Origin of the sequence: Streptomyces sp. (genome assembly GCF_031178505.1) — a bacterium.
Lineage (GTDB): Bacteria > Actinomycetota > Actinomycetes > Streptomycetales > Streptomycetaceae > Streptomyces > Streptomyces gulbargensis.
The window spans coordinates 1-7,279 of record NZ_JAPSIW010000328.1; the positions used below are offsets into that span (position 1 = coordinate 1).

Annotated in this window: 9 protein-coding genes and 1 pseudogene; 9 read left to right on the forward strand and 1 reads right to left on the reverse strand. The window is 68.8% G+C overall.

From position 1 onward, the window contains the following. Positions 1–269 precede the first annotated feature (269 nt). Entirely contained in the window at positions 270–1,556 is a 1,287-nt protein-coding gene (locus tag RIF68_RS20785; RefSeq protein ID WP_309052792.1) for a cation:proton antiporter, read from the forward strand. 16 nt (positions 1,557–1,572) lie between these two features. On the opposite strand, the gene RIF68_RS20790 is transcribed toward RIF68_RS20785, so the two are convergent. Next, positions 1,573–2,423, reverse strand: a protein-coding gene (locus RIF68_RS20790) for an IS5 family transposase (protein ID WP_375165724.1) whose coding sequence is annotated in 2 segments (ribosomal slippage) — positions 1,573–2,057 and positions 2,057–2,423 — 852 coding nt in all. Because the reading frame shifts where the segments join, the coding sequence is not laid out codon by codon here. Between the two features lie 409 nt (positions 2,424–2,832). Here RIF68_RS20790 and RIF68_RS20795 point away from each other — a divergent pair. The 8 genes and pseudogenes from RIF68_RS20795 to RIF68_RS20830 form a co-directional block, all read left to right on the forward strand. Then, positions 2,833–3,111, forward strand: coding sequence for a hypothetical protein (locus RIF68_RS20795; RefSeq protein WP_309052793.1), 279 nt, complete (start codon positions 2,833–2,835; stop codon positions 3,109–3,111). Then, complete coding sequence (locus tag RIF68_RS20800) at positions 3,068–3,622, forward strand: DUF6879 family protein (protein ID WP_309052794.1); 555 nt, start codon at positions 3,068–3,070, stop codon at positions 3,620–3,622. The genes RIF68_RS20795 and RIF68_RS20800 overlap by 44 nt, the downstream gene beginning before the upstream one ends. Positions 3,623–3,630: 8 nt before the next feature. Beyond that, positions 3,631–4,482, forward strand: coding sequence for a helix-turn-helix transcriptional regulator (locus RIF68_RS20805; RefSeq protein WP_309052795.1), 852 nt, complete (start codon positions 3,631–3,633; stop codon positions 4,480–4,482). Positions 4,483–4,578: 96 nt separating this feature from the next. Continuing rightward, positions 4,579–4,761, forward strand: a complete 183-nt coding sequence (locus RIF68_RS20810) for a hypothetical protein (RefSeq protein WP_309052796.1) — start codon at positions 4,579–4,581, stop codon at positions 4,759–4,761. A 44-nt stretch (positions 4,762–4,805) separates the two neighbouring features. Continuing rightward, the gene (locus tag RIF68_RS20815; RefSeq protein WP_309052797.1) at positions 4,806–5,216 is read left to right on the forward strand and encodes a DUF6415 family natural product biosynthesis protein; all 411 of its coding nucleotides are present in this window, start codon (positions 4,806–4,808) and stop codon (positions 5,214–5,216) included. Between the two features lie 109 nt (positions 5,217–5,325). Next, positions 5,326–5,649 carry a hypothetical protein gene (locus RIF68_RS20820; RefSeq protein ID WP_309052798.1) on the forward strand — a complete coding sequence of 108 codons (324 nt, stop codon included), beginning with the start codon at positions 5,326–5,328 and terminating at the stop codon, positions 5,647–5,649. 52 nt (positions 5,650–5,701) lie between these two features. Further along, positions 5,702–6,247, forward strand: coding sequence for a hypothetical protein (locus RIF68_RS20825; protein WP_309052799.1), 546 nt, complete (start codon positions 5,702–5,704; stop codon positions 6,245–6,247). Positions 6,248–6,480: 233 nt separating this feature from the next. Next, positions 6,481–7,279: pseudogene (locus RIF68_RS20830) on the forward strand (LamG domain protein jellyroll fold domain protein); the annotation flags it as partial.

Sequence of the window (7,279 nt, forward strand, 5' to 3'; positions counted from 1 at the left end):
CCGGCCCTTCGGAGAGCAGTAAACCGATCCGATGGCATGCTCGCGGCCGTCGGCAGCACGCACAGGGCCGAGCAAAGCCCACCCGTGACTCGGCCCTGCCACTTCCCACCGGCCGCACACACCCGGCACAGCAGGTCCGTGCCAGCTCGTGCGGCGACGAGCCAACGGTGGGTACGTGTACCAGACCCAGACCCAGGCCAAGGGGGAGGCGCCTTCCGGCCGATGCTGGTGCTGGCGCGAGTGTTTGATCGACTGAGGGGGTTCGTCAGGTGGTACTCGTCATCGTCTTCGGGGTGGCGCTGCTGGTGGCGGTGTTGCTGTCAGGGCTGGCGGCCCGGTCGGTACTCTCCACCTCGCTGCTGTTCCTGGCAGGCGGCGCGCTGGTCAGTGACGGCTTCCTCGGCATAGTCCACATCACTCCAGGCAGCGACATCGTCAGGGTCACCGCCGACCTGGCGCTCTTCGCGGTGCTGTTCACCGACGGCATGCACGTCTCCTTCCCGGCTCTGCGCCGGGCCTGGCGCAATCCGGCGCGCGCGCTCGGGCTGGGCATGCCTCTGGCCTTTCTCGGGGTCGCGCTGCTGACACACTTCCTGGTGGGTTTGGACTGGACGACATCCTTCCTGGTCGGCGCGGTGCTGGCACCCACGGACCCAGTGTTCGCCTCGGCCATCGTGGGCCGCAAGGAGGTCCCCGCCCGGCTACGGCAACTGCTCAACATCGAAAGCGGTGTCAATGACGGTCTCGCACTGCCGTTCGTCCTCGTCTTCATCGCGGCCGCCGCGCCCGCCGACCACGCCGAGGACGTCGGTGTCGCCTCGATCGCCAGTGAACTCCTCCTAGGACTGCTCTTCGGCGTAGCCCTGCCGCTGCTGGTGCACTGGCTGGTCCAGTTCCGGCTGCTGGGCCCGGAACCCAGGCTGCAACCCCTGCTGCCGCTGGCGGTCGGAGTCATCCTGTACGCCGCCTGCCATCTCACCCATGCCAACGCCTACCTAGCCGCCTTCTCAGCTGGAGCGGTGATCGCCGCCCTCGCACCGCAGGCCACGGACGCCTTCGACCCGCTGGGGGGAGCCCTGGCCGAGCTGGCCAAGTTCGCGGCGCTGCTGGTTTTCGGTGCGCTGCTCACCCCGCGCTTGTTCGGTGACCTGTCTGTTGGCGGCTACGCGGTGGCGGTCCTGTGCATCGTTCTTATCCGCCCGGCCTCGCTGCTGCTGTCCCTGGTGGGCACCGACTTCCACCGCAAAGAGAAGCTCACGGCGGCGTGGTTCGGTCCCAAGGGATTCGCCTCGGTGGTCTACGGTCTGCTCGTGCTCCAGGCCGGTATCCCTCAGGGCGAGGAGGCGTTCACCCTGATCGCCGTCACCATCGCTTTCTCGATCGTTGCCCACAGCAGTACGGACGTGCCGATTGCGCGTGTTTTCGACGTCGAGGAACTGATCGGCCTTCCCGATGACGACAGGAAGCAGCAGCACCGGCTGCCTTCTCCCGGCAAGGACGACGAAGAGCGCAGCGGCTCGGGCGCCAGCCGCCGCGACCGCTCCCATACGGACTAGAGATCGTCTTCAAAGGTCAGATCCAGAGCAGGATCGAGGCGATGGTGACGGTCGCCTGGTAGGACTCGCGGGTCTTGTCATAGCGGGTGGCCAGCCCGCGCCACTGCTTGAGACGGTTGAAGCAGCGCTCGACGACGTTGCGGCGGCGGTAGACGCACCGGTCGAAGCCGGGCGGCCGTCCGCCGCGTGTGCCGCGGTTCAGTCGACCGAGGATCTGGTCGACGCGTTCGGGAATCGTGTGCGGGATGCCACGTCGTCGCAGGTAGGCGCGGATCTTTCGAGAGCTGTACCCCTTGTCAGCAATCAGATGATCGGGCCGGGTCCGCGGACGCCCGGGCCCGACCCTGGGCACGCTGACCGCACCCAGCACCTGCTCCAAGCGTGTGCAGTCGTTGGCGTTGCCGCCCGACAAGACGAACCCGAGAGGGCGGCCGAGTCCGTCGCAGGCCAGGTGGACTTTCGTGCTCAGTCCGCCACGGGATCGGCCGAGGGCGTGATCACCCGCTTCGTCCCGGTCGACTGCCCCTTTTTGCCGCCGGCGGCATGCTGGTGGGCCCGAACGATGGTGGAGTCGACCGACACCAGCCAGTCGATGTCCCCTGCCGCGTCCCGTTCCGCCTGAATGGCCCGCAGCATGCGTGAGAAGGTGCCGTCCAGTGCCCACCTGCGGAAACGCGTGTACAAGGTCTGCCAGGAGCCATAGCGTTCCGGCACATCACGCCAGGCTGATCCGGTTCGCAGCTTCCACACAATGCCGTTCAGAACAAGCCGGTCGTCCGAACGGGGCCGCCCCGCAGTCCCCGAACTCGGCAACAACCGCGACAACACAGCCCACTCGGCATCCGAAAGCTCATGACGACGCACCATGCCCAGCATGATCTCTCATCGCATGATCACCTTTGAAGACGATCTCTAGCGGTACGAGGAGCGGGTGTTCTGACGGGTATGGCTGTGGTCGGACGGGGCTGGTGCCTCGGTAGCCGTCGCAGGTGAGAGCGCTGGTCCCGTGCTGCGTGTCTGAACTGAAGGCTTACCAGGTGCCGGCCCGTGACGATTGAGTCGTATTATCCACACGGCGTCGCCCCCTGTTGATCACACGATAGAGGCACTGCCCACCCCCGCGGTTGGGGCCCGGTCACCCGACGGACCAGACGCCGTGACGGCCGTCGTGCCCCGCGCTGCCGCGCCGGTCGGGCAGGAGCCCTTGACGCCAGCACCCCAGCGCGGGACGGTCGTGCGCGCAACTATGCGCAACCACGTCGCAGGGGAGAGTGCCATGACGTTACGGTTCGTCGGAATCGACCCGAACACCGGAGGCGAGGGATCGCCCACGGTGTGGGTGGAAGAGGGGAGCGCGGACCTGGTCCTCCAGGGCGAGGAAGCCGATGAGCTCCTGAAGGGCTTGGTCGGCTCCACCGAGTGGGTGGCCGGACACAGGGCCGGGATTCCCCCGCACGAGCGGGTGATCCGGATTCCGGCCCGCATGGTGTCGATTCTGAGGGAGGCGTGCGATGCCGCTGAACACGCAGCAGCTGAACACCGCGACGTTCGCTGAGCTGCTCGCCGACACCGACCGCACGGCGGTCCATCTGGAGATGCGCGACGTCTACGCGGTCGGCGACGAAGCCGAGGACTTCGAGACCTTCCTGCGCACCGGCGTTCCGAACCTCGATCCGGCCTGCTCGTTCTGGCCGCAGTGGATGCCGCTCGTCGAGGACGCGGTGGCCCGCGGTGTGGTGATGCGCCGGGCGCGGATCGTCTCCGAGCCGGTCACCGACTACATCCGCTATGAGCACGCCATTACCCCGCTCAACCTCCAGGCCGGAGAGGACGTGCGCTGGCTGCCCCGCCGTCACGCGAGTGACATCCCGCTGCCCGGCAACGACTTCTGGCTCCTGGACGAACGACTCGTGCAGTTCCACCATTTCACCGGCACCGGCGACTGGGCACCCGACGGCAGGGAGCGCACCACCGGCCCGGCCGCCGTCGCGCTGTGCTCAGCCGCGTTCGAGACGGTGTGGGAGCGCGGCATCCCGCACGAGAAGTACACCGTCCAGGCCCCCTGAGCAGACCTGTGCCCGCCTCTCCATCGTCCAGCGCACAAGCGGCGGCCCGTGAGGCGCTCGCAGTGCGGCTCATGTATCTGCGCAAGGACGCCGGTCTCACCGGGAGGGAACTCTCCGCCCGGTGCGGCTGGCACCCCGCGAAGACCACCCGGATCCAGAAAGGCACGGTCGCGCCCTCGGACGCGGACATCCGCACCTGGTGTTCGGCGTGCGGCGCCGACGACCAGGCCGACGACCTCATCGCCACCGCCCGCGCGGTCGACTCGATGTACATGGAGTGGCGCCGCCTGCACCGCAACGGGATGCGGCAGGTCCAGGAGGACTGGCTCGCCCTGCACGAGCAGACCCGCCACTGCCGGGTCTACCTTTCCAACGTGCCGCCCGGCTTCCTCCAGACGCCGGCGTTCGCGACCGCCCTCATGCAGCAGATCACCCGCTTCCAGGGCACCCCCGACGATGTCGCCGAAGCGGTCGCGGCCCGCGTCGCCCGCTCCCGGTTCCTCTACGAAGGCGGCCACCGCTACGTCGTGCTCATGGAGGAGTCCGTCCTGCGCTACCAAACGGCCGACCCCGAGGCGATGCGTGGGCAGCTGCGCCACCTCCTGGCCGTGATGCCGCTCGCCTCCGTCTCGCTGGGGATCATCCCGTTCACCGCGCAGCGCACCGTGTGGCCGCTGGAGGCGTTCTACGTCCACGACGACACGATGGCCCTGGTGGAGACGCTGACGGCGGAGATCAAGGTGACGCAGCCGCGCGAGCTTGCCGACTACGCCAGGGCGTTCGCTGGCCTCGCGGAGATGGCTGTGTACGGCGACGCTGCCCGCGCGCTAATCGAGGCCGCGATCGACGCCCTGGAGTGAAGTTCCGCAATTCTCCGCAACTTCGTTGAGGACGCGGACCGCAGGTGCGTAGCGTCGACGGCACCGACGGACCACCGGCCGGAAAGGCGGGGCCTCATGCGCGTACACACCGACTCCACCGCCCCGGCCGGGGAGGGCCGCGGCCTCCAGTCACCTGCTTACGGCGTCCCCTCACCGTCCCTGCTGGCCCGCGCGGACCGCGGCTTCGCCCGGTTCCTCGGCCAGCACGACGAGGACCAGGACGACGGAGCCGACGGCGGCGAGGACACCCAGCGGTGACCGCCGGCCACCCGCACACGACGCTCCCGGCATCGAGGCCCGCCATGCACACCAGCACGCACACGGTCCTGCACGACCCCGACGGCCTGATCGAAGCCGGACTCCCGCTCGACCGAGAACCGTACGAGAGCCTCGTCAAGGCCGTCCTCGCCTGGACCGACCAGGACACCCTCACCGCCCGCGACCTGGAACAGATCGCCCTCCAGCTGACCGGCCACGCCCGCGCGGTCGCCATCGACGTCCGCAGCCGCGCCGACCGGCTGCCCAAGGACAGCGGGCCCAAGGCGCTCGCCGATGTCGTCCTGCGCGAGGCGGAAGGCCGGCTGTCCGTGCCGATCGAGGGCACCGCGCGCTGCGTCCAGAACCGCGCCCGCCTCGTCCGAGCCCTCTACGAACGGCTGGACCGGCTGGAGGCCGCGCTCACCCCGGACAGGACTGCACGGCCCGTCGGCTGACCCGCGCTTCGATCTGCCATCGCCGTGAAGCCCTGTAAGGCAGGCACTCATCCCCCTGCTGCGCCGGGCCAGCCCGGACGGCGCCGGCGGATACGGCGGCTACTACCAGGTGAACCTGGATGACGAGGAGGCCGTGGGGCTGGGCGGGGTGGAACTGATCCGGGCCGCGATGCGCAAAGCGGCAAAGCAGCTCGGCTGGAAGGTCACCACCAGCGGATGGATCGGGACCCGCAACGGCACCATGGCCGCCGTCCAGGACAGACGCGAGGTGCCCGATGAGCACCGGGCCGTGGTCGATGCGGCGATGAACGACAAGCTGCGCGCGGCACTGCACAAGGTGCGGGGCGAACCGAGCCCGGCACCGGTGCAGCGCGGCTCGGTCCCGCTGATGACGCAGGAGTTCCGCGCCGCCCTCGACCCGAGCAGCATCTGACACGGACGACGCCGAAGGGGTACAAGTCCGGTATGGCGCGTGGTGGCCGTCCGTGATGGACCGGGCGCGGGAGATCGTGAACGGGTACGCGCCGATGAAGGTCACGCTGCGCCAGGTCATGTACCGCCTGGCCTTCGAGGGGAAGCTGCCGCACACGGCGCCGATGTACCGGCGGCTGTCCCCGCAGCTGGCCAAGGCCCGCCTGGAAGGCCGGTTCCCCGACCTGATAGACACCGCCCGGGAGGTCCACGTTCCGCCCGCCTGGGAGGGAGCCGCGGACTTTGTTACGTCTACCAGCCTTCACCGACAACTTGTAGGCATTGGTGAGCCTTTTGAAGATCACACCCTCCATCCCGACCGGCGCCAACGTCAGCCACTCGCGCACGGTCTCCAGGGCGGTTTGATGGGCGCCGCGCCCAGGGCGGGAAGAGTCGGCGGGCGACGCACGCGGTTCAGGTGTGGCTCCCGCCTCGTGTGCGGCTATCAGGGGGAAAGCGGTCAGGCTTGGCAGGGCGGGGTGACGGTGGGCTATGTCGTTGATCTTGGCGTGATGGTATGGATGCGAAAGCGTGTTGTCTTTCCGTGCAACCCTGCTTAAACGTTGGGTTGCTCACGTGGCCTTCCAGAACTTGGCGTGTTGATGTCCGTTTCCTGCCTGTTGACCAGGCGTTCTGGTGAGGCGTTAGTTACTCCTGGCTACTTTGTGAATCTTGTGGGCGGGGTGTGGCAGGGATGTGGACTCGGTTGCGACGTGGGCGAGGAAAGTCGCCCACACCGACGATCTGGGTGGGGAGGCCTGGCAGAAGACGTGACCGCAGGGGCGTCGCGGGTATGACCGCGGTCGTGTGTGCGGCGGTGGTCGCGGTTCTCGTGCCTGGTCCGATGGCTTCGGCGGTCGGCGACGATGGGGCTGACGTGCCGTTGTCGGAGGGGCAGAAGGCCCTTCAGGCGGCGCAGGAGTCCGGCCGGCGTGTGGAGGTGACCGCAGAGCGAGGGGAGCGCACCACGGTCTTCGCCAACCCGGACGGTTCGACGTTCACGCTGGAGGAGTCGTCGGTGCCGGTGCGGGTGGCGAAGCCCGGTGGCGGCTGGCAGGCCCCTGATCCCACGCTGGAGATGCGGTCCGACGGTTCGGTGGGGCCGAAGGCAGCCTCCGCGGACATGTCCTTCTCCGGCGGTGGAAGCGCGTCGCTGGCGCGGATCGAGGAGCGGGGCCGGTGGCTGGAGCTGGACTGGCCGAGTCCTCTGCCCGAGCCTGAGCTGGACGGCTCCAGCGCCCTGTACCCCGAGGTGCTGCCGGGTGTCGACCTGAAGGTGACCGTGACGGTCGAGAGCTTCCAGCAGGTGCTGGTGGTGAAGACGCCCGAGGCGGCAGGGAGCGAAGAGCTGAAGAAGCTCACCTTCGGCCTGGAATCTGACGGTCTGGATGTGGTGGAGGGCGCCGCCGGTAATCTGGCCGCGCTGGACGACGACGGTCAGGCCGTGTTCAAGGCGCCGCCGGCGCAGATGTGGGACTCGGCGGGCCAGGGCGCTCCGGAGCCGAAGACGCAGCTCCTGCGGGTGGAGGCGGAGCAGCCCGAGCCGGCGGATCCGGCGGAGAGTGCGGCCTCGGGGACGGGGCTGGAGCCGG

Coding starts and splice junctions, on each gene's coding strand:
- RIF68_RS20810 (WP_309052796.1), top strand. CDS start 4,579: ATGCGCGTACACACCGACTCCACCGCCCCGGCCGGGGAGGGCCGCGGC.
- RIF68_RS20795 (WP_309052793.1), top strand. CDS start 2,833: ATGACGTTACGGTTCGTCGGAATCGACCCGAACACCGGAGGCGAGGGA.
- RIF68_RS20800 (WP_309052794.1), top strand. CDS start 3,068: ATGCCGCTGAACACGCAGCAGCTGAACACCGCGACGTTCGCTGAGCTG.
- RIF68_RS20815 (WP_309052797.1), top strand. CDS start 4,806: ATGCACACCAGCACGCACACGGTCCTGCACGACCCCGACGGCCTGATC.